This window comes from Paenibacillus lautus NBRC 15380, assembly GCF_004000945.1.
GTDB classification, from domain to species: Bacteria; Bacillota; Bacilli; order Paenibacillales; family Paenibacillaceae; genus Paenibacillus_AQ; species Paenibacillus_AQ lautus.
In genome coordinates this window covers 117,720-139,389 of the sequence record NZ_BIMF01000011.1, presented here as the reverse complement: position 1 = coordinate 139,389, position 21,670 = coordinate 117,720, and the positions used below count along the sequence as shown (strand labels likewise).

General features: G+C 50.6%; 14 protein-coding genes. 8 read left to right on the top strand and 6 right to left on the bottom strand.

Going from position 1 to position 21,670, the window contains the following annotated elements:
* The first annotated feature begins 359 nt into the window (after window positions 1–359).
* Window positions 360–5,570, top strand: coding sequence for an S-layer homology domain-containing protein (locus tag PLA01S_RS19570; protein WP_127593640.1), 5,211 nt, complete (start codon window positions 360–362; stop codon window positions 5,568–5,570).
* Window positions 5,571–5,772: 202 nt separating this feature from the next.
* On the opposite strand, the gene PLA01S_RS19565 is transcribed toward PLA01S_RS19570, so the two are convergent.
* Window positions 5,773–7,002 (bottom strand): aminopeptidase, encoded by a 1,230-nt coding sequence (locus PLA01S_RS19565; protein ID WP_127593639.1) that lies wholly within the window; start codon window positions 7,000–7,002, stop codon window positions 5,773–5,775.
* A 125-nt stretch (window positions 7,003–7,127) separates the two neighbouring features.
* Window positions 7,128–7,499 (bottom strand): MerR family transcriptional regulator, encoded by a 372-nt coding sequence (locus PLA01S_RS19560; protein ID WP_127593638.1) that lies wholly within the window; start codon window positions 7,497–7,499, stop codon window positions 7,128–7,130.
* Window positions 7,500–7,699: 200 nt separating this feature from the next.
* Between PLA01S_RS19560 and PLA01S_RS19555 the strand changes: the two genes are divergently transcribed.
* A complete protein-coding gene (locus tag PLA01S_RS19555) occupies window positions 7,700–9,280 on the top strand; it encodes an MDR family MFS transporter (protein WP_127593637.1) in 1,581 nt (526 codons plus the stop codon).
* Window positions 9,281–9,512: 232 nt separating this feature from the next.
* On the opposite strand, the gene PLA01S_RS19550 is transcribed toward PLA01S_RS19555, so the two are convergent.
* From PLA01S_RS19550 to PLA01S_RS32675, 4 genes are all read right to left on the bottom strand, one after another.
* On the bottom strand, window positions 9,513–10,334 hold the full coding sequence (locus tag PLA01S_RS19550; protein ID WP_100537780.1) for a carbohydrate ABC transporter permease: 822 nt from the start codon (window positions 10,332–10,334) through the stop codon (window positions 9,513–9,515).
* Between the two features lie 16 nt (window positions 10,335–10,350).
* Entirely contained in the window at window positions 10,351–11,310 is a 960-nt protein-coding gene (locus PLA01S_RS19545) for a carbohydrate ABC transporter permease (protein ID WP_127593636.1), read from the bottom strand.
* Between the two features lie 87 nt (window positions 11,311–11,397).
* Window positions 11,398–12,429, bottom strand: coding sequence for an extracellular solute-binding protein (locus tag PLA01S_RS19540; RefSeq protein ID WP_246059694.1), 1,032 nt, complete (start codon window positions 12,427–12,429; stop codon window positions 11,398–11,400).
* 8 nt (window positions 12,430–12,437) lie between these two features.
* Window positions 12,438–12,653: a hypothetical protein gene (locus tag PLA01S_RS32675; protein ID WP_246059685.1), complete on the bottom strand. Its 216-nt coding sequence runs from the start codon at window positions 12,651–12,653 to the stop codon at window positions 12,438–12,440.
* 486 nt (window positions 12,654–13,139) lie between these two features.
* Here PLA01S_RS32675 and yqeK point away from each other — a divergent pair, with 486 nt between their 5' ends.
* The 6 genes from yqeK to PLA01S_RS19510 all read left to right on the top strand — a co-directional run bounded on the left by yqeK (window position 13,140) and on the right by PLA01S_RS19510 (window position 21,670).
* Window positions 13,140–13,775: a bis(5'-nucleosyl)-tetraphosphatase (symmetrical) YqeK gene (gene yqeK / locus PLA01S_RS19535; RefSeq protein WP_127593686.1), complete on the top strand. Its 636-nt coding sequence runs from the start codon at window positions 13,140–13,142 to the stop codon at window positions 13,773–13,775.
* Window positions 13,776–13,797: 22 nt separating this feature from the next.
* Complete coding sequence (locus tag PLA01S_RS19530; protein ID WP_127593635.1) at window positions 13,798–14,529, top strand: metallophosphoesterase family protein; 732 nt, start codon at window positions 13,798–13,800, stop codon at window positions 14,527–14,529.
* 352 nt (window positions 14,530–14,881) lie between these two features.
* Window positions 14,882–16,312 carry an SWIM zinc finger family protein gene (locus PLA01S_RS19525; RefSeq protein ID WP_127593634.1) on the top strand — a complete coding sequence of 477 codons (1,431 nt, stop codon included), beginning with the start codon at window positions 14,882–14,884 and terminating at the stop codon, window positions 16,310–16,312.
* A gap of 25 nt (window positions 16,313–16,337) precedes the next feature.
* Window positions 16,338–18,200: a HEAT repeat domain-containing protein gene (locus PLA01S_RS19520; protein ID WP_127593633.1), complete on the top strand. Its 1,863-nt coding sequence runs from the start codon at window positions 16,338–16,340 to the stop codon at window positions 18,198–18,200.
* A gap of 15 nt (window positions 18,201–18,215) precedes the next feature.
* On the top strand, window positions 18,216–19,319 hold the full coding sequence (locus PLA01S_RS19515; protein ID WP_127593632.1) for an ATP-binding protein: 1,104 nt from the start codon (window positions 18,216–18,218) through the stop codon (window positions 19,317–19,319).
* Window positions 19,298–21,670 (top strand): DUF5682 family protein, encoded by a 2,373-nt coding sequence (locus tag PLA01S_RS19510; RefSeq protein WP_174819230.1) that lies wholly within the window; start codon window positions 19,298–19,300, stop codon window positions 21,668–21,670. The genes PLA01S_RS19515 and PLA01S_RS19510 overlap by 22 nt, the downstream gene beginning before the upstream one ends.

The window sequence follows — 21,670 nt, the reverse complement described above, 5'->3', positions numbered from 1 at the left end:
CTTTAAACGTCATGCTAATCTCGTATGCGGACCTTGAGATATGGATGCTTACTCAAAAAATAGTGATGAAGGTCTGTTGACATATTGTCCTATTTTACTAGATGGTTAGCTGATTCCGGGACTTGTGTATCATTTATCAGATTTTACATAAAGTGGTTTAAAAAACGAAGGGAATATGCAATTATTGATCTTAGGAGGTGAGGTGCTAAATAGATCTCTCTAGGAGATAGCCTGAATCTGATATCGTGAGGGATTTAATGTTGAAAACGCTTTAATTAAAATTTGGAGATCCCATGGAGACCTGGAGAATTGGGGAACTGAATTGATTGTTCAAAAAATCATTTCTAGGAGGTTTTCCATTGTCTAAGATCGTCCTGAATCGATGTATATCCTGCTTCTTGATTCTCTGTATCGTGTTGTCGGCCTCGTTTACCGGTTTCGCAGGACAGGCTTCAGCCCAGTCATCCACCAAGCTGAACAATGTGCCTGAACTGCTGATCACCGAGCTTGTTCCTGATTCTACGAATGTAGGAACCGCCGACGGATATGAATTTATTGAAGTATACAACAATACCGATCAAGACATCGACTTCAGCCATTACAAAATTCGTTATCGTTACTTGGAGAGTGATACCCTTTGGGCTCATGTTCCCGATGAGGTGATGATTCCATCCAGAGGCACGCTGGTGTTCTGGATCATTAACGCTCAGAACAGCAAATCCACGATTGCTGATTTTAATAAAAATTACGGCACGAACCTGATTGAAAACACCGATGTTGTCAAAATATTCTCAGGCGGCATGTCCAATTCACGCATGCGGGAGCTCGTGGTTGTGACAAACACTGGCCGTCCGATCGTGTCCGCATTTTACAATGACGGAGATGTTCATAACGGCTCCGATCAGGGGATCTTCTATAAGTATCCGGAGGATGGCAGCCTGAAGATGCAGCGAATTTCCCAGCTGGAGCATAAGGCTACGCCGGGTTCGATGCAGCATTCCGAGGTGCCTGCGGAGCCGGTACATATCGACGTGACCAAGGAACCAACCGTTGCCAACCGGACGACAACGACGAATGTGGAGCCGGGCGAAAATCTGGAGATTGCCGCAGAAGCGCATGATGATCGTATGGTTACTTCCCTCGCGCTATCTTATCGTGTCGATGGACAGAACGATTACAAGGTCGTACAGCTTCAGGAAGGGGAGCAAGGCCTCAGCCATACGATTTCTTATCTGGAACTGCTGGGACACACCAAGCTGGAGTACTATTTCACAGTGTCCAACACCTTTAAGGAAGTAGAAAGTCCCAAATACGAAGTCGATCTTACGGGGAATGGTGCCAGCGCCAGCCTGAATGTTGACGATCAACAGACAGTTACCGGGATAACGTATATTCGGGGGGCAGCGGATGGGGTAGAACCTGCCGATCTTGAGCTTCATATCGACGGGCAGCCGGTTCAAGGCACACCTGTTATGGAGCATTCCGCTTATTTTGTTTTTGAAGGCGATGGTATTGACGATGGGATCAACACGGTAACCATTGGCAAGGATGTTCTGTTCAAGACCGAGGCGAACATTGACGGCTATCAAACGATTGCTGTCCCCATCGAACCGCAATGGCTGACAAGCGGCACAAACGAAATTACCCTTCGGGCCGGCGATAACGAGAAAACCTATTTCGAGGATGACAAGCCGACGGGAAATATGGATGACTTTAATGCCCGCAACGTACGGCTGCTGTTAGGAGATGGGACCGAAATCCGGGATCCGCAATTTAAGGATCCTGCGCTTATCCACGACCTTGGAGACGATGGACGGTTTCTGCCTTTTGTTGCGTTTCAATTCGATATTCCTGCCGATAAAGTAAAAGCCCTGTCTTACGCATGGGATACCACGTCGGTAACAGACGGGCAGCACAAGGTTGATTTGAATGTAAAGGGTAAGTCTGAAGCACTTGCCAACGTTCAGGTCGATAACAATGGACCGGAAATTAACGTGACCGTTGAAGAGGGGAAGAGTTATAAGGGAAGCATTCCGATCGATGTGACTGCCCAAGATAATGTATCCGGCGTGGAACGGGTGGAGGTCCTGCTAGATGGTCAAGCCATCCAGGTGCCATATGATACTTCATCCTCCGAGCTTGATCCAGGCGATCATAAGCTGGAAATCCGCGCAGTGGACAAGATCGGCAACATCTCGGAACGTATGGTTACGTTTAACACTTCACCGGAGCATCCGAATGCACCTGTATTGATCTCACCAGCAGATATGGAGAGCGGAACCGGGTTATCGCCGGAGCTTAAGGTTCAAGTCAGCGATCCATCGGATGACGAGCTTGAGGTCTCCTTCCATCAGGCTTATCCGTATCATGCATTAAGCGGCGATCGGGTGAAGCTGTCCAAGAATGCCTCGGATGAAGAGCCGCCTAAAGATAGGTTCCCGGCGGGCGAAACCGCGCTGACCGAAGAGGAATTGAAGCTGGTAGCTGAATCCAACGATCAATATGTCACGGTGGATTCCACGTCCAAATTCCCTTATATCAGGTTTGAGGTAGAGCTGGAGCATGCCGTGGAGCCGGGTGACAGCGTTGAAGTGACTTGGGAAGGACACACGGTGCCCGGCCGCAAGGTTACGATGTATGCATGGAACCACAATTTGAACAAGTGGACGGAAGTTACTAAACATATTGCCCAGTCTGAAAATGATTTTACGCTTCGAGGCGAACTGACGGCAGCAGACTACGTACTGAACAGCAAAGTGGATGTCATCGTACAGGATGAAATCCCTTCCCGTGGGGATTATGATTACACGTTTGTATGGGTATCGGATACCCAATTCTTAACGGAGCTGTACCCGCGTATCCAGCAGAAGCAATTCGACTGGATTGTCGATTCCATCGATGATATGAACATCAAATATTTGTTCCATACCGGTGATATCGTGAATGATCCAACAGCTGAGTATCAATGGAAGCGTGCCGATGATTACATGAAGATGCTGGAGGATGCAAATCTTCCGCACGGCGTGCTTGCCGGGAATCATGATGTGGGAAGTTATGATTGGGATTACACGACCTACAGTCAATACTTCGGGGAGGACCGTTATAAGAATCAGCCATATTACGGAGGTTCCTACAAGGACAATCGCGGACACTACGATCTTGTCTCCGTTGAAGGCAACGACTTCATCATGATGTATATGGGATGGGGCGTCGAAGACGAGGACATCAAATGGATGAACGAGGTTCTCGCAGAATATCCGGACCGTATCGCATTTCTGAATTTCCACGATTACATGCTCGCGAACGGAACCCGCTCCGGTATAGGCAACAAATTGTACAAGGAAGTTGTCGTACCGAACCCCAACGTAGTTGCCGTTCTAAGCGGCCATTACACGGGAGCCAGTCTGCTTAAAAATGAATTGGATGATAATGGTGACGGTACTGCGGACAGAACCGTGTATCAGATGCTGGCAGACTATCAAGGACATGCCGATGGCGGTAGTGGTTACTTGAGATTGCTGCATTTTAATAAGGATAGCAATCAGATTTACGTGAATACGTACTCTCCTTATCTGGACAAGTACAATTATTATACGAATGGCTCGGATGAATTCATGATGAATCTGGATCTTGAACCGAAATTAAAGCGGGTAGCAACGGATTCGATCCAAGTAAATCATCTGAGAGGAGCACCCATCGGTACACCGCAGAACGTGGCTAGCGGTACTGAGGTTACTCAGCCGTGGGCAGGACTTCATTCCGATGGAACCTATGCCTGGTATGTCGTCGCACAAGACAAATTCGGAGGGAAAACCCTTTCGGATGTGTGGACTTTCACGACAGATGGCGGAAAGCTTGATGCTCCGACCAACCTGAAAGAACTGAATGTGACATCGTCAACGGTTCAAATCGGTTGGGATCCCGCGAACGGTCCGGACCAACAAGTTGTGAACTATAATGTGTATCAGGACGGGGAGCGCGTGGCAACTGTCACGGATAGCGTATATGAAGCGACTGGGCTGACCCCGGACACGCTGTATGAATTCAAAGTTACCGCCGTGGATAAGCAAGGCACGGAATCGGCTCCGAGTGAGATTTTAACGGTCATCACTCAAGCCGTAGAAATTCCGGGTGCACCTGTGTGGACAGCCGGGAAGCTTGAATTTTCGGACATCACATCAAACGGCGTATCCATGAGCTGGCCGGAAGCGACCGCAGATGATGGCGTGGATGGATATCGTGTATATCTGAAAGGGCGAACTGAACCGGTAGTTACGGTGACAAATGATGTGTATTCGCATACCGCCTCCGGTTTGGAGCCGGACACCCGATATCATTTTACCGTAAAAGCCTATAATGCTGCGGGAGAGAGCGCCGGACTTCATAACTCGGTCACAACACCGGCAGCAGCAGTTGACAAGAGCGAGTTAATCGGATTGATTGCATCGGCACAGCAAAGGCTTGACAAAACACGGGAAGGTACATCGCCGGGGCAGTATCCGGCCGCAGCAAGGTCAACACTCCGTGCTGCCATTGAAAGCGCCAGCGCCATAGCGCAACAGGATCATGCAACTGCCGAGGAAGTACAGGATGCGATCAACGCTCTGCAAGCCGCGATTCGTGCCTATAACGCTTCGGTTGTACCTTCACCGGAGAATCCTCCATCATCGGGATCAGAACCGGGATCCTCTGGAGGCCATGTATTATCTGGAGACAACCGTTTAAAAGGACTTGAAGTGATCATCGGCGGCAAAGCAGCTGAACTAACCCCTGCATTCCATGAGAACACGACAGAGTATCGACTTGAGACGGAAGCCGATTCCGTGCAGCTCCGTGTTGATGCGGCGCATAGCAAGGCAACAATCCTTCTGGGAGAAGAACCACTGAAGAAGGATCAGGTAATCGCGCTGAAGGAAGGGGCTAACCTGTTGAAGCTGGTGATTCGGGCGGAGAACGGTACGACCAAAACCTACCAGTTAACCATTCACCGTAAGGCGAAGCCGGGGACCGAAGAACCGAAGCCGGAGCCAAAACCGGTGATGTTAACAGACATCGCTGGACATTGGGCTTCGTCGGCGATAGAGGAAGCTGTTCAGCTCGGTATCGTTGGCGGCTATCCGGATCAGACCTTTAAACCGGATCGGCAAGTAACACGCGCTGAATTTATGGTGATGATGGCCAAAGCATTGGAAGGACAAGGGAATACTGGGAAGCTGAATTTCAAAGACAGTTCCCTGATCAGGTCCTGGGCAATTGAAGCGATTCAATGGGCTGTATCCGAAGGCATTGTGAAGGGATATCAAGACGGCTCATTCAGACCGAATCAATCCGTCAACCGTTCTGAAATGGCGGTCATGATCACACGTTATCTGGGCCTTGCCTTACCAGAAACAGAAACGGAATTCCGTGATCAGCAAGCCATTCCGGCTTGGGCGGAGAAGGAAATCGCAGCCGCGGCCGCGGCCGGCATCGTGAATGGTCGTTCGGGTAACCGGTTTGATCCTCGGGAATCTGCTACCCGTGCGGAAGCGGTCATGATGATTCTTCGGATGCTGGAGCATGGAGAATAACCATAAGATTTAAGAACAAATAAGAGGCTTACACTAGAGCGGGCGCTTTAGTGTAAGCCTTTTTGATGTTGAAGGCTTAATGGTTGACCACCGTCATGTAACGCCAAACACGCCGCGCCGGGAGTCGCGAGCGATGCGGATGGAAGGTTACGCTTTAAGGGTATGCATCCTCAATAAGTTGGCCAGCCCTTTCAGAGAGAATTTAAACCCATAGTCCGCCGCGAAATACAGGTTCAATTGTACCGTCAGCCAGCACGCCGTCAATGTCGAGCTCAGCCGAACCGATCATGAAATCAACATGCGTCAGACTAACATTGGCTCCGCGAGCGAGCAGTTCTTCTTTGCTCATCTTGGTGCCGCCCTCGATATTGACAGGATAGGCGCTTCCCAGGGCAAAGTGACACGATGCATTCTCATCGATACCGGTGTTATAGAAGACGCGGTTCAGCTGGGAGATTGGCGAGTCATGCGGTACGAGTGCCATTTCTCCTAGATAGGACGCGCCCTCGTCCGTTTCCAGGAGTGTTGTAAGATGCTCCCGTCCGGATTCGGCTTCATATTCGACAACCTTGCCGTCCTTGAACGTGAGCTTCATGCCTTCCACCAGGCGGCCGTTCAAATTAAGCGGAAGCGTACTGGTTACGGTCCCGTTCACGCCGGTACGGTGCGGCATCGTGTAGATTTCTTCGGTTGGCATGTTTGCCACGAAATATACGCCGGCTTCATTTTCGTCGCCGCCGCCGAGCCAGAGATACCCTTCCGGCATGTCCACGCGCAGATCCGTTCCCGGCGCACGATAGTGGAAACTCTTATAGCGTTTGGCATTCATGTGATTCTGGCGTTGCTTCAGCTGAGCAATATGATCCCGCCAAGCAGCAACTGGATCTTCGCTACCCACCCGATTCATCTGGAATACCGCATCCCACATCGCTTGAATACGATCCTCTTCAGGAAGATCCGCGAATACCTTATCGGCCCAGGCACGGGTAGGGGCTTTAATGAGCGACCAGCTGATTTTATTGTTGCGCACATAAACCTGGTATTTCTCGTTAGCTACGGCAGCGGCTTTCACGGCTGTAGATACTTTGGCCGAATCAATGCCGCGAAACAGCTCCGGATCCGGAACCTTAATGCGCAGAATGGCTCCTCCACCTTCAGCAAGCTGCTGCATGGTGTCAGCCTGCCACTGCGGATAATAACCGAAAGAGTCATCGGGTGCTTTCTCGTAGCGAATGCGGGTGATTCGCTCATCATCCCAGTCGACTTGCACATATTTCGCGCCTGCATCGTACGCCTTGGCCACGATGTGGCGTGTCAATTCTACGGTTTCGATTGGAGCATTGACGATCAGCACTTGGCCCGGTTGAACGTTTACGCCAACCTTAATGACCAGCTCCGCGTATTTCTCTAGATTTTTCTCGAAATTGTCCATATGTAGATTTCCTCCATTTCAGATGTACACTTTATTTTAACATGTTAAGTAGGAATGCAGATAACGGATCTAATCCTTGAAATGAACGGCCCTGAGCATGATGACGCTCGGGGCCGCGGATGTCGTCAGACAGGGACCTGATTCTTTTTCTTTATCGTAAGGGAAATTTGCCTTTCAAGCAGTCTTTTCAACTCATGGAGAGCTGCGATCTGACCATCCACATGACTTAACTTCTCTTGGTAAATGGAGAGCATTTCCTCGCAATACTCGTAATCATCTGGAGAAGTGACCTCACCTTTGAATAAAGCTTTGATTTGATCCGTCGTTAATCCCAGTTTCAAATACAATTGAATCATCTTAACCCGTTCGATGGCCGATGTGTCGAAATGACGGTAATCATTATCAAGCCTGTCGGCTTCAAGCAGGCCTTTTTGTTCATAATGCCGGATGGAGCGTGCACTGACCTGGCTGATTTGCGATAATTCACTGATCTTCATTCCACATGAACCTCCTTGCATGAGTTGGATACCCAGATTATACGCTACCAGGTATGTGGGTTTAAAGTGTCTGGGCTTTATTTATATAGTCGAAAAAAAAGAGAAGTAGGGCAAAAAGTGTGACAGTCACCTGTCATATTTTCTGAATTACAATGACAACAGTAAAGAAAGAAACTTACTTAGAAGGAGTGTATGAGAACTTGAAGACACAATCAACGAACAAATTACCCATCGTGCTTGCCGGCCTGCTGCTCGGCATATTAATGGCCTCCATGGACAATACCATCGTAGCGACCGCAATGGGGAACATCGTCGGGGAGCTCGGAGGGCTTGATCATTTCGTATGGGTGACCTCCGCTTATATGGTCGCCGAGCTTGCGGGAATGCCGATCTTCGGGAAGCTGTCCGACATGTACGGTCGCAAAAAGTTCTTTGTATTCGGGATGATTGTATTTATGCTGGGTTCCGTGCTGTGCGGAACGGCGAACTCCATTACAGAACTGGCGCTATATCGTGCCGTGCAAGGTATCGGCGGCGGTGCGCTCATCCCGATTGCATTCGCTATAATGTTCGATACGGTTCCCCTAGACAAGCGGGGTAAGCTCACCGGGTTATTCGGAGCCGTGTTCGGATTATCCAGCATATTCGGACCGCTTGCAGGTGCGTATATTACGGATCATATTACATGGCAGTGGATATTCTATATTAATTTGCCAATCGGCATCGCGGCTTTCATGATGGTTACGCTGTTTTATAAGGAATCGCATGAACGTTCCAAGCAGCCGATTGATTGGATGGGAGCAGCTACGCTCCTGACGGGTGTCATCTGTTTCATGTTTGCTTTAGAGCTTGGCGGCAAGCAGTTGGCGTGGAATTCCTGGATCATTCTGGCGTTGTTTGCTATGGCGTTTGTCATGCTGGTTCTCTTCGTGCTTGCGGAGAGAAGGGCGGAGGAACCGATAATCTCGTTTCGTTTGTTCAGGAATAAACTCTATACATCCAGTGTGCTGTGCGGTTTATTTAGCGGAGGATCGTTCATCGTGGCTTCCGTGTATATTCCGATCTTCATACAAGGCGTACTCGGCGGAAGCGCAACGAACTCGGGGCTCGTCCTGCTGCCCATGATGGTGGGTTCCGTCATCACGGCTACGGTGAGCGGTTTTCTGATGAGTAAAATATCGTATCGCAATATCATGATCCCGACGCTTGTCCTGTTCACGGGAGGGATGGTGCTCGCATCGACGCTTACGGCGGAATCCAGCAGGTTCATCGTAACCCTATATATGGTGCTGATCGGGCTTGGCATCGGCGGATCGTTCTCCGTGCTGGGTACAGCCGTCATGCATGGCTTATCCTATAAACAGCGCGGGATGGCGAGTTCGACTTTCAACTTCACGCGATCGCTTGGAATGACCATTGGCATAACGGTGTTCGGGTTAATACAGAGCCGCTCCTTCACCGGATCCCTGTCATCGGGAGGAATGAACACCACTAGTCTTCCTGAAGGATTCGATCTGAAGGATCCCCACATTTTATTGGCGCCGGAGACGAGGTCTCTGATTCCATCAGAGCTGCTCAAACCGATCTCGGACACCCTCGCTTCCTCTATTGCGGTTACATTTGCCTGGGCAATTGTTCCTGCAGCATTAGCGCTTGCAGCAGCAACGTTAATGGGCCGTAAAAAGTTGGATGAAACAGCGGAGTTAAAGAGGGAGGCAATGGTTGATTCAGAAGAAGAGGGAGAAACTCCGGAAAATGAAAAGCTGGTGATGGTGCCGTAGCGTTTACAGTTCGGTGGTATGATCTGGGGTCAAAATATCAAAGATTTGTCCCACAAGCAGATTGCTCATTGGACTGATGGTTCGTCAGGTTGAAAGCTATGTTCTATGAAATAATGGCGGTGCTCAGGATGTTATCCTTGCACCGCCATTTCTTGCTTTTCAGTCGGTTGCTCTTAGGAGAAAAAGAGGGCATCCCGCCAGATCCAGGATCTTTTGGGGCACCCCCTGATGGTTAACTCTTAATGGCACCTGCTGCAATATCGGAAATGAATTGCTTGCTGATGAACAGGAACATAACGATCAGCGGAATGACGGCGAGCAGCGTACCGGCAATGACCATCGAATAGTCAGTCGTATATATTCCGTTCAATGAGGAGAGCGCAACCTGTAAGGTGAATTTGTTCTCATCATTTAGAATAATAAGCGGCCACAGGTAGTCATTCCAAACGCCGATGAACGTGAAGGCGGCCAGGAACGACAGGGCGGGACGCAGAATCGGCAGCGATATATTCCAGTAGAGGCGGAAGAATCCACAGCCGTCGATTTTGCCGGCATCGAGCAGCTCCGAGGGTACCGACTCCTGCGCATATTGCCTGATCCAGAAGATCCCGAAGGCGTTTACCATTCCCGGAATGATCAACGCTTTATAAGTTCCTACCCATCCGAACTCTGCCATAATGACAAACGAGGGCACCAGGGACAACTGGGCAGGCGCCATCATGGTAGCTAGCAGCAGCACAAACAGCCATTTTTTGCCCGGGAAATGGAATTTAGCGAACGTGAATCCGGCCAGGGAATCAAAGAATAAGACTAACAGCGTACAAGCAGAAGCTACGAACAGGGTATTCCAGAAGGCGCCGAAGAAATCGATGCTGCTCAGCACCCTCGACACGTTATCGAGCAAGTGAGGACCAAACCATAGTTTTGGAGGAAAACTGTAAATATCCGAAGTGGTGCGCGTTGCCATTACAAGCAGCCAATAGAAGGGGAAAATCGACAGCAGCAGTCCGGCGATTAACCCGATGTGAAGGAATATGGATTTCCATTTGAACATACGATTCACCCCCATTTCAGTCATTGGAAGGACTGCCCTGCACCATTTTCCAGTTCACGATGGAAAAGAGTGCAATGAGCAGGAACATTCCCCAGCCGACGGCAGCGCCATATCCGAAATAGTTATTCACGAAGGCTTCACGGTATAGGTAGAGGACGATGGTCATACCGCCGCCGCTGACGCCGCCATCATTGCCGACAAGCACCTGCGGTTCAGTAAAGATCTGCATGCCGCCGATGGTCGAAGTAATAACCGTGAAGAGTATGATGGGCCTTAGATTGGGAATGGTGATCTTGAAAAAGGATTGCATGCCGGAGGCACCGTCGATCTTGGCAGCTTCGTACAGGACGGTCGGGATGCTCTGCAGCCCGGCAAGATAGATAATGGCGTTATACCCTGCCCATCTCCATATGACCATGACCGAAATGGCGAGCTGTATGCCCCATGTTTTATTCAACCACTCGATAGAGTTCAGGCCGAGCAAGGACAAAATATAGTTGAGCAGGCCGTAATTGTTCGAGAATACCGTACCGAACACGATGGCAACCGCTACGAGTGAGGTAACGTTCGGCAGGAAATAACCGATTCGGAAGAATGTGCGGAATCGGACAAACGATGCGTTAAGCAGGAAGGCAACAACCAGCGCGATAAACAGCATCGGTATCGTGGAGTAGATCCAGATGAGCAGCGTGTTGCCGACGGCTCTCCAGAATTCCGGATCGGTGAGCATGAATTGGTAGTTGCCCAGCCCGTTATAGGTCATCTCGCCGATGCCGTCCCATTTCTGAAAGGACAGGAACATCGAGAAGCCGATCGGGAAGAGCCCGAATATGGCAAATAGAATGTAAAAAGGGGAAATCGCCAAATATTCTTTGCGGTGTTTCCATATCTGTGCGGACAGTCTGTCTTGTGATTTCGGATGCTTAGGAACAGGCTTCTGTTCCGCGGGCGTATGATTCAGCATTGGATTATCCATCGTACTGTAACCTCCTCAAGCGGTTGGTATTTAAGTACTTATAGCCATCGAGAAACATACAGGTAAGAACCGAAAAACGGATCCGGGTCAGCGCAGCAGTTCTTTTTTGACTCTGGCCAGCGCGTCTTCCCAGGCTTTATCAGGATTCTTGCCCTGGAGCGCAACGGATGACAGCTCTCGATTGACAATGCCGTTTACATTTGCGAATTTACCGCCGAAATAAGCAGGTTTGACGTTACGCGCAGATTCCGAGAACACCTCGCCAGTCGCCTGATTCCCGAAAAATTCCTCGGGTTCCTTCATCACGGGGGCATCCAGCGCGTCTTTGGCGGAAGGGAAGAGGTTGATCTTCTTAAAGGATTGAACCTGATTTTCCGGATTCTGAATATATTTCATCACTTCAAATGCTTCTTGCGGATATTTACTCGTTTTCATAATGGCCAGGAAGGAGCCGCCATTGTTCCCGTCCCCGCCAGGTGCGCGTGCTACTCTCCATTTGCCGCTGGTATCCGGCGCCGCCTGCATCAATATTTCCTTCATCCATACCGCACCGACAAAGGAAGCGACCCGTCCATTGTTCATGGCGGCATTCCATTCGGAGGAGGAAGTATTGGCGTTGGCGCTCAGATTCATCTGGGAAGCCTTCACCGCCGTATCCCAGGCCCGCTTCATGGAAGATTCAGCGGTTTCGCCGATAAACGTACCGTCCTCGGCAAAATATATGCGTTCAGACTGAGCATTCATTTGCGTGTAAATGTTGGTGATGTTGTCGAGCATTTTCACTTTTTGATCAAAATGCTCCTGCAGCTTTTGCCCGGCTTCGAAATATTGATCCCAGGTGCCGAGCTGCGCGTGGACATCATCCGGTTCGGTCGGAAGCCCGGCTTCCCCGAACAAATCGGCCCTGTAGTATAGAGCCGTTGGCCCCGTATCGATCGGAAGGGCAATCATGGTGCCTTCGGGCGTAACGCCTAGCTTCCATTTCCAATCCAGGAAATCGGGCTCAATGTCCTTGGCGCCCAGCTCATACAGATCGTAGAAACGATCCGAACTCGTAAACAGCTCTGCCACCCAGTCGTTAAAAGCGACGATGTCCGGTCCTCCGGAACCGGCCGCCAGCGTTGTTTTTAGCTTCGATTTGAAGTCGCCACCGATTTTTTGCGCATCGATTCGGATCCCGGAAATTCCTTTTCAACGGACTTAATCAGCTCATCGTCCAGGCTTCGGTTCCAGTACCAAAGTGTAAGCGTTTTCGTTTTTTCGGTGGAAACATTCCCAGCGCAACCGCTGATGACCATAACAAGAATCAGTAACCCCAAGCTAACCATCCTGCGTGTATTCACTATCGTCAGCCTCCTAACGTGGTGAAGTCGGTGATGCTTAAATCTTATTCAGTTACCAAGCTTGCGTGAGTAAAAATATATGATTACCTTTATAAACATTAGACTAAAAATCGAAACATTCCATATTAAGGAATAATAAATGGACAAACGGTGCGTTTTCGGATCATCCCTAACTAATTCCATTGAATGAAGCAGCCTCCGGGCTGCTTTTTAATAGAATCCTTTGGGCTCGTTCCCGTGTATAATTGCCTCCTTCCAATGTGCGTTATGTATTGTCGTTGTTGTGGATATACGCATCGCGTGCTCTAATACCCGGCCGACGATGCAAGGAATCGGATGACCTCCTTTCTTTGACTTTCATGTATAATAGCTTCAAACTATTCTCAGTATAAGTGAATATTGTATGGAAAATGAAGTGCTAGATTGGTAAATTCAAGGAGATTAGGTGAGGTGAAAAGAGTGAATGACCCGCGTAACCGTCGATTGATGATCAGTTCCTACGGTGAGCTTGGGGGGCACAAGCTCACCGGGAATCTTAGGAATGACGTGGCCAGCTTTCTGCAGAAACACCAATGTCCACAGACAGCGGAGCATGTACTGAAAGTGGGGGAGGAAGCCCGCAGAATTGCTGTTCTCTATGGTGCCGATCCGACCGCTGCTGAATATGCCGGGTATCTTCATGATATTAGCGCCGTTTTTCCAAATCACGTCCGCATTCAGGTATCCCGCGAGATCGGGTTGGATCTATTGCCTGAAGAAGAGCAATTTCCGATGATCATACATCAGAAAATATCGGCATACATGGCCGAGAATATGTTCAAGATTACAGAACAGGAAATTTTAAATGCGGTTGGCTGCCATACAACGTTGAGAGCCAAGGCATCTTTGGTAGACAAGGTATTGTTCGTCGCTAACAAGATCGAGTGGGATCAGAAGGGGACTCCCCCATATTTAAAGGAGATTACGGAGCAGTTGCAAATCTCGCTGGATCATGCCTCATTTGAATATATACAATACTTATGGAGACGGCGTGAATCGCTGAAAGTTGTCCATCCTTGGCTTCGAGACGCATATGATGAATTACGGGATTCACTAAACTATAATGACAGCAATCCGAAATAAATGAAGTTTGGAGGCGGGTTCATTGACGCAAATTGCATTGATCTCCGACATACACGGAAACATCCCTGCCCTTGAGGCCGTTCTGAAGGATATCAAACAGCGCGGAATCGAAACCATCTATTGCCTGGGTGACTTGATTGGCAAAGGCCCTCACGGAGATATCGCGGTTGATATGGTGAGAACCCATTGCCAGCAAGTCATCAAGGGGAACTGGGATGACTTTATAGGTAAGGAAACCGACAATCCGGTCCTCCAATGGCATCAGCATCGACTCGGAAGCGAGAGGCTTCAATATCTTGCCGATCTTCCGTATATCCTTGAGTTCATGATGAGCGGTAAATGGATCCGGTTGTTTCATGCTTCGCCCCGCAGCGTGTACGAGCGGATACAGCCCTGGGATGATCAGGAGCAGCGGGAAACCTTGTTTCACAGTTCCCCGCTGTGTGGGGACCCGAGAATCGCGGATGTCGCCGGTTACGGGGATATTCATAATGCGTATCACCAGCATCTGGACGGGAGAACGCTGTTTAATACCGGCAGCGTCGGCAACCCCCTTGAAATGCCTGACGCCTCCTATGCCATTTTGGAGGGGATCTATGACAGCGAAGATCCTGCTCCTTTCAACATTCAATTTATTCGCGTGCCATACCCTATTGAACAAGCCGTACAGGATGCCTTGGAATCCGGCATGCCTTCCCCTGAGGACTATATTCTTGAGGTTAGAACGGGACGGTATCAAGTAAGGAAAGACTAATGGATGATATCGATTTCTGAAGAGCCGGTTATGCCGGCTCTTTTTTAAGAGATAAGAAAGTATAAACTTCCAAGGCTTAGCATCCTTATCTCGCAAGAAAAACTTCCGCTAAATGCGGTCTGTCTACTGAGAAAGTATGTCGATAGACGTTTATCTTATGTTAGGAATCACATAAATCGGATTTTACATTATTATCTATTAAAAGAAGAAGATGTTTAAATAAATAGGAATGAATGTTCTTAAATAGGTCTTAAGAAGGGTAGGGAGCCAGACACCGATTAGATATGATTAAGAGTAATGGATAATTACACTGTGCATGACCAGCAGTGACTTGATTTAGGAGGGTATGAGTTTGGTTGAGATTACAGAGACATGGATCGATTCGCATGCACCGAATAGTGCAGCCATTAAGAACGGGCAGGGTCTTGTAAAAAAAGGACGGTTCCTGCAGCTGCATCATTCGGAGGACCATGCCGTGCTGTTCGGCACATGTGCAGGCAGCGGAAGCTCCGATTACCAGCCGTCCGCCGATTTTGCGGTGCCGGAGAAGCCGGTTATGCGGTGCACTTGCCCGAGCCGGCAGTTTCCGTGCAAGCATGTGCTTGGACTGCTTTATGCGTATGTTGGGGGAGCGTCGTTTACCCCTGCCGAGGTGCCGGAAGATTTGGCTGCCAAGCGGGAGAAAGCGGAGAAGCGGGAAGAGCGTAAACTCAAAGAAACGGCCGAAGGGGCAGCGCCCAAACCGAAGAAGGTCAACAAATCGGCATTAAAAAAGAAAATCAATGCGCAACTGGAAGGTCTGGACGTATTGGAGAAGCTGATCCACTCGTTGATCCGGAACGGATTAGGAACATTGGATAAAAAGGAACAAAAGCTGATCCAGGAACATGTAAAGCAGATGGGCAATTATTACTTGTCGGGTGCTCAGTCGGAACTTCGCCGCTTGGCGCTGGTGCTGTCGGACAAAGACCAGGAGAAAGCTTATACATATGCAGTGGAGCAGCTAGCCGTCATGAACGCAATTATTAAAAAGGGCAGACAATATCTGACTTCAAAGCTTGAGGATCCGGAAATGGCGCTGGATCATGAGTCGACGATTGAGGAATGGCTGGGGCATGCCTGGCAGCTGACGGAGCTGCAAAGCTTCGGGCTCGTAAGTGAACAGGCAGAGTTGATCCAGCTTTCTTTTCTGAGTTATGCCGACGATGCACGGCTGGAGCATGTGGATACCGGATACTGGATTCAGAAGGACAGCGGCGAAATTCACCGAACGATCCAGTACCGTCCCTATAAGGCCGCCAAGCTGATGCGTGAGGAAGACAGCTTTTTCGAAAAAGCCCGAGTCCCTGTATTGTACCGTTATCCGGGGGATATGAACCGGCGAGTCCGCTTTGAAGAGATGACTTCAACTCCGGTGACAGAGGAGGATATGGTTTGGATTCACGAATATGCGGCGGGCTCTTATGCTGATGCAATTAAAAAGGTGAAGAACCAGCTGAAAAATCCGCTCGCTGACAGCCATCCCGTGATGCTGCTTCATGTTTCCCGGATCAGCCGGAACGCCGAAGGTCAGTATGCCATCACGGATGAAGCCGGACAGTCGGTTGCGCTTGGTGACGTATTTTTACAGCCGACGGTACCGATGCTGCGGTATCTGCCGGAGGAGAAGCTGAGCGGTGTCTCCATGCTGGTTATGTTTGAGCACTGCCTGACGACAGGCCGCCTCTTGGCGCAGCCGCTGACCATCATTACGAATCACGAAATCATCCGGCTATTGTACTGAGCAGGGTAAAGAAGGAGGAACAACCATGAGTACGGCATTACTGCAGGAGCTTAACCAGGAGGTTAGGCGTTTATATATTGCCGGCAGCGAACTCGCGGCAGGCGACTTCCGCCTCAAGAGGCTGCTGCCGCAGTTTCAGCAGCTCGGAGAGCGCGCTCCCGTGTTCAAGAGATTGGGTGAAGGGATCAGCGCTTTAATGGAACCGGAATCCGGGAAGGAGACCCAGTCGGCACAGCTGCTTCAGGATTTGAACCAGCTGCTGAGCTCCGTGCTGCATACCCAAGGAACGACAGCCCCTGAAGGAGAGCTCCACCTGGTAGACCATCATCCGGTTTCACTATCATCCCATTTATCCTTCCGCAAGCTTTCCGCTGTACAGACCGCGCTGACTACAACGGGCGGCGGCCGTTACGAGATCATAGAAGAAGCATGGAAGGAAGGCTTGTTCCGGGATTTCCGACTGGTATATCTTGCAATTGAAGCTTTGAATGACCCCTATGTCGAGATTGGAGAGCTAGCAGCCAATGAGATTTTGCCAGCGTATGGCCCGGAAATCGTTCCATTTCTGCTGGAAAGCTTTAATCCGGAGGGCGGAAAGCCGGAGTCGCGGAAGCTGAAGGTGATGGCGCAAACCGGCGGCAAGGAAATAGTAGAGCTGATCCGACAAGCGGCCGAGACCGGCAGCGATGAGGTGCGGTGCATGGCGATCAAACTGCTTGCAGGCCACGATGAGTATGAAGCTGATCTGATGGAATGGAGCAAGAGCAAGAAGAAGGTGATCCGCGAGGCGGCTTATGATGCACTTGCCGAGAACGGTTCGGAACGAGCCGTGGAGCGATTGTATGAAGCCGCTCAAGGAAAAGACAAAGAGTTGGTTAACCCTGCCCTGGGCAAATGCCGTTCCGCCTTGTTGACAGATTGGCTTGTACGAGACATGTCCGCCGAGCTTCAAGCGGTTTCCGAATTTCCGGATGACAAGCAACAGCTGGAGGAGAGCTGGAGCAAGGTGAAGCGCTGCTTGTGGGCACTGCACGATAAACAAAGTCCGGCGCTCGAGGAGCTGTACCGGAACGTGCTTAAGCAATATTCCTTATATATCAAGTCTTTGGGCTGGACATACCTTATGAATGAAGCGGTCATTTACATGAATCGCGTGGATTCCGAGGAAGCCAGGGAACTGCTTCGCCAAAACGCGGAGAATGATTTGGAGCAATACAGACATGGCAGCTCTTATGTCCGCGAGGTATTCCAAAAAGCCGCTCGCGTGCTCCCGCCGGACCGCGTATATGAACAATACAAGGACGTTCTGTTACAAGGCTTCGCCTCCTCGTCCCTTGGCAACGCGGCCAAAGAACGAAAAAGGCTTTTGGACACCCTGTCAGATATGGTCATCCATAGGCAGTATAAACCATATGAGGAAGTTATGCCGTTTACGGGGAAGGAGAGCTATACGCATTACGTGGAAATGCTTCCGCAGGAGCAGCTGCAAGCAAGCTGGGATGACAGATGGCTTGAGCTGTTTATCGAGCAGGATGAGCTTGCACTGGTGAGCGCTTTCGCCCGCCGGGGACACCTCGAAGCCGAGTCGTATTTGCTGTCGAAGCTGAAGAATTCACCGGAATTCCGCAATCGGTTTGCCAATTTGATCATTATGGGGCTTGTACGTTCCGGCATGAAGGATGAAGCGTTATTGGAAGCTATTGTGGTCGCAATGGAGGATAAGCGCAATCAGGACTGCTATATGATTGAACCTTTTATATTTAAGCAGCTTTGCCGATTACCGTCAGGCTATTATGACCGCGTTCATGCGGTGCTGGGCAACTATCGGGACAGCGCCGAAGATCAGCTTCGTTACATCCTTCGGATGATGAAGGAACAAGAAATTTAAAGGAGTGAAAAGCCCATGGCAGCAGGACAAGAGCAATTACAAGATATCATGCGGCAGCCCGCGGAAATATTGTTCCGTCACGAGCTGGAAGCACTGCGTGAGGAGGATTCCGGGAACATTCCTGCCGGATGGCAGATGTCACCTCAATCCGTACTCAAATTCATCGTCGGCGGCAAGGCAGGCCCAACGGAAATTACGCCTAAATATATCGGGAACAAGCGGTTGATCGAGATGGCGGTCGCTACCTTGGTAACCGACCGTGCCCTGTTATTAATCGGGGAACCAGGCACGGCCAAATCCTGGCTGTCCGAAAATCTGGCGGCAGCGATCTACGGAAAGTCCGGTCTGGTCGTTCAGGGAACGGCCGGAACGAGTGAAGAGCACGTCCGGTATTCCTGGAACTATGCCATGCTGCTCGCTCAAGGCCCTACACCCGAAGCGCTGGTGCAGAGTCCGATCATGCGGGCGATGGAAGCGGGAGGGATCGCCCGGTTCGAAGAGATTTCCCGCTGTGCCTCGGAGGTACAGGATGCACTCATCTCCATTTTGTCCGAAAAGACGATATCGGTGCCTGAGCTCGGAAAAGAAATGAACGCCCGAAAAGGCTTCTCTATTATCGCTACTGCAAATACAAGAGACCGCGGGGTCAATGAGATGTCAACAGCGCTCAAGCGTCGTTTCAATATTATCGTTCTTCCTGCTCCAGCGGATCTGAGTACCGAAATCGAAATCGTGAAGAAACGGGTGTCCGAGATTGCCTCCTCTTATGATCTGCAGGCTGCTGCTCCCGCAGATGAAGCACTGCTCAAGGTCGTGACGATTTTTCGAGAGCTGCGCAGCGGCATGACCCTGGACAAAAAGGAAAAGGTGAAGTCCCCGGCTGGAGTGATCTCGACGGCTGAAGCGATTTCGCTCCTGACGAACAGCATGGCGCTGGCAGCGAGCTTTGGCAGCGGTGAGCTGACGGATGAGGATTTGGCAGCGGGACTTCAAGGGGCGATTGTGAAGGATGATGATAAAGACCGGCTCGTATGGAAGGAATATCTTGATAATATCATGAAGAAACGCGGAGCGCAGTGGCGGGGTTTATATAACGCATGCAAGGAGATCAACCAGTGAATGCTGCCGGCATACATGTTTTTGGAGTTCGGCATTTGTCGCCCGCCGGTGCGAAGCATGTACTGGACTTTCTGAATGAGATCAATCCTACGGCGGTGCTCATCGAAGGGCCGTCGGATGCAAGCGGGGAAATACGGCATCTGACCCAGGCAACAACAAAGCCGCCGGTTGCTATATTGGCGTTTACCGAAGAACTGCCCGTACGAACGATTCTGTGGCCATTTGCGGTATATTCCCCGGAATATCAGGCCATGAGATGGGCGCAGAAGCACGGAGCTTATGCCGCATTTATCGATCTGCCCTCATCTGCTGCCGTCTGTCTGCAGGAGCTGCGCCGCAGCTCGGACGGCGAAACGGACGGGGAAGAGCTTGAAGGCGAGGATCATGGATCCAGCTCGGGGGCAGCTGAGCCGATGGACGAGAGCCAGCCGGACGAAAAATCCGTATATGAGCGGATTGCCGAGCTTGCCGGCGAATATGATTACGATATGTACTGGGAGCGGAGTTACGAACATAATCTGAGCGAAGGCTCTTACCGGCAATCCATATCGGCTTTTTCCGTGCATATGCGAGAGCTGTCGGAGGAGAAGGAGCGTCGTGAGGATACTGTGGAATACGCCTACAATGCCGTCCGGGAGTCGTATATGCGCCGTCAGATTGTTGAAGCGATTGCGGCAGGGCATGACCCCGAGCGCATTGTAGTCGTTTGCGGGGCTTACCATGCCTCCGCGCTTAGCGATTTGTCCAGCCCGATGAGCGACGAGGAATTGAATCAGCTTCCTAACCGGATAACCAAGCTGACGCTGATGCCTTATTCCTACTATAAACTGTCGTCCATTTCCGGTTATGGTGCCGGGAATATCGCTCCCCATTATTTTGAGATGATGTGGGAACGAATGCAGCAGGGCGCGCTAGCGGAATTGCCGCATCATTATCTATCCATGGTCGCGGGCTCGATGAGAAAGAATGGTACCCACCGCTCCACGGCGGAGGTGATCGAAGCCGTCCGGTTGGCGGAGTCGCTCGCAGCGCTTCATCGTGGCGGTCTCCCGACACTGCGGGATTTGCGGGATGCGGCCCAGACGCTGCTTGGGCACGGCGATCTTTCCGTCGTAGCAGAGGAGCTTGCACGAGTGGAGATCGGTACGGCGATCGGCGAGCTGGCCGAAGGCGTCAGCCAGACACCGATCCAGGACGACCTGAACCGCCAGCTGAAAAGGCTGAAGCTTGAGAAGTATAAATCGGTTGTGGCGAACGATTTAATATTGGATTTGCGCGAGAACCGGAGGGTAACCTCGAAAGAGTCCGCGTATCTCGATTTGAACCGGTCCTTTTTGTTTCACCGCTTGAAGCTGTTGGGGATTGATTTTGTTAAGGCCAGACCCAGCGGGCAGGAGCAAGGGGCGTGGGCGGAGCACTGGGTTGTGAAATGGACGCCTGAGGTTGAAATTCAGGTTGTCGAATCGACGCTGCTGGGAGAGACGGTAGAGGTAGCCGCCGCTTATATGCTCCAGCAGAAGCTGGCGGGCTGCAGCTCGATTGACGAAGCCTCTTCGCTCATCCGGATCGCATATGAATGCGGGATGATTCACCAGATGGAAGCAGGTCGGCAGACCCTGCAAAAGCTTGCTGTGGACAGCCGCGATGTCGTACAGATTGCGGCAGCTTCCCGGGAGTTATCCGTTCTGATCCGCTACGGCGGAATCAGACGGATGAATACAGAGCCGTTAGTACCGCTGCTGCAGCAGCTCTTTATGCGCGCTTGTTTGTTTTTGCTCGATGGCAGCCAGTGCAGCGACGAGGTATCAGGCTCGATGATAACTGCCTTGAATGAACTGAACAGTGTCGCCATGGAGCACGCGGAGCAGGTGGATGAGGAACTTTGGCTGCAAGAACTCGGGCATTTGTCTGAGAGGGATGACTTGAACGCCAGGTTGTCGGGATATGCGTGTGCGGTATTGATGGAGCGGAATGCGATTTCCGCCCGGCAGTGTGCCGAAGAAGTATCTCGCAGACTATCGCCCGGCATTCCGGCCGATTTGGGTGCAGGATGGTTTGAAGGCTTATCGATGCGGAACCGGTATGCCCTTCTCTCGCGATTGAGCCTGTGGGAGCAGCTGAATGATTACATCCAGTCTCTGGAGGATGATGAATTCACTCGTGCGCTTGTTTTTCTGCGCCGGGCGTTCAGCAGCTTTTCGGCGAAGGAGAAGACCATGATTGCCGAGCTGCTTGGCGAGCTATGGGGCGTGAATGCAGAGCAGGCTGCCGAAATTTTGACCGGTGACCTGAAGGAGGAAGAAGCGGAGATGATCGACGACTTGAATGATTTTGACTTTGAGGACTTTTAG